The 1833-nt window shown below is 39.0% G+C and carries 2 protein-coding genes; both read right to left on the bottom strand.

The window, feature by feature from the left end:
• Positions 1 to 113: 113 nt before the first annotated feature.
• Complete coding sequence (xseB, locus tag FTT84_RS17690) at positions 114 to 314, bottom strand: exodeoxyribonuclease VII small subunit (RefSeq protein WP_180082026.1); 201 nt, start codon at positions 312 to 314, stop codon at positions 114 to 116.
• Positions 307 to 1569 (bottom strand): exodeoxyribonuclease VII large subunit, encoded by a 1263-nt coding sequence (gene xseA / locus FTT84_RS17695; protein ID WP_078390488.1) that lies wholly within the window; start codon positions 1567 to 1569, stop codon positions 307 to 309. Before xseA ends, xseB begins: the two co-directional genes overlap by 8 nt.
• Between the last annotated feature and the right edge of the window lie 264 nt (positions 1570 to 1833).

The following is a 1833-nucleotide window of genomic DNA, read 5'->3' on the forward strand; positions in this document are numbered from 1 at the left end:
AAAGTGGAATATGCCTATTCGCGACTGGCGTTTAGCCATGAGCCGCTTTATTATTGAATTCGGTGACCGCTTAAGCAATCACCTTTAAATTTATGAAAAGCAATTACACAAAATTATTTACAGGCTCCAAATGTCTCATACAAAGCCTGTTGAACTGCATCCACACGTGTTTTACAGGCTTTATATGCAACCATAGACTCTTCAACGATTTTCATTAAATTGTCGATGTCTGGTTCTTCCTGCGACTCCAATAGCTCCGCATTCTTTTTAAGGACTTCATAGCCTTCCTTGAAAGAGAGTTCTTTTTTAATCATTACTAATTACCTTCGTTACATTTGCTTGAATGGTGCCATCCTGTAATTCTACTTGGACGTTATCACCTGAAATCTGTTGAATAGAGCGAATAGCTTTTCCTTCATTACGAACAATTCCGTAGCCTTTAGCCATCACGTTTCTTGGATTCTGGATTAAGGTTTCACGCATCAGTGATTCGACTTGATTCGTTGCCAGTTTGATCTGTTGCTGGGCTAAGTAATGTAGGGTGCTTCTCATCAAATCTACGCTCTTATTTGATTCATTGATTTGCCCATGCGCAAACGTCTTAATCATCCTCATGTATTGATCATTTTGGCTTTGGTACGCTGTGATTTGATGTTGGGATAATAGCTTAATGGTTTGGAATGAATCTAAGACATCCTGAGTCCGATCAGCAATTAGATTACGAATCCCACCAATTACCTTACTAGGTGTGTCAAATGAACGGTTTGCAACTTCATCTAGTATCGTACGATCTTTTTCGTGACCAATACCGACCCAAATTGGAACAGTTCGTTTGGCCAACAATGCTGCCAGTTCATAATCATTTAAATAGGCAAGGTCGTTTACAGCACCACCGCCGCGGATAATCACAATGAGATCAGGTGGTGTATTGAAATCGGTAGCCCATTGTCTGAGGCCATTACTGAGAGAGGTGATAATGCTTTGCGCAGCTATGTTCCCTTGGAATGTTGCTGAGTAGTACTTGAAATGACATACACCAGCTTTTTCTAAAGCATCAGCATCTTTTTTGAAGTCACCTAGACCTGCAGCATTTTCAGGAGCAATTACCAGGACATTCTGAATATCAAAAGGGGTAGGGATGAGCTTGTTTTTGTTTAATAGGCCTTCAGAGGTAAGTCTTTCTAAAATTTGTTGATAGCGCCGTGCAATGTCTCCAAGCGTATAGCTTGAATCAATATCTTCAACATTCACTGAAAAGCCATACTGAGGATCAAACTTGGCCCTGACTTTTACTAGGACATTTAAATCCTTTGAAAGCTCTACACCGCTTTCCCTTTCAAACTTAAGCACCATTTTCTGAGCTGTAAATTTCCAGATGGTCCCTTTGCAACTTGCTATAACTTTGTCGGTACTTTCATCCTTTTCAGCTAACTCAAGATAGTAATGTCCACCCTTAATATTGAGATTGCGGATCTCAGCTTTCACCCATACAGGCTCATTGAAAGCAATTTGAATTACTTCCTGTACTGTGGATAGGTAATCACTAAGAGAAAACTGAGGTTCGGACATTAGATCAATTATTTTAAGTGCTTAAGTGAATAGTATTAAAGCAAAGCTATAAGTGCAAATTGAGAATATGCTAACTTGACCTTGATCAAGGTATATGGCGTATTTCTGCTATAGTGGACGAAGTTATAGAAATTCACCTCTGTACACGACAAATTTCATAGGATCCTTGTCCTATCAGGCTTTTTCTTTCTTAAAATTGCTAGCACTTTCTTAAATTCTTCTTTTTTTCCAAAACCAATCAAACGTAGAATAGCCATTTGAACA

Source organism: Acinetobacter sp. YH01019 (assembly GCF_013420285.1).
GTDB lineage: Bacteria > Pseudomonadota > Gammaproteobacteria > Pseudomonadales > Moraxellaceae > Acinetobacter > Acinetobacter gandensis.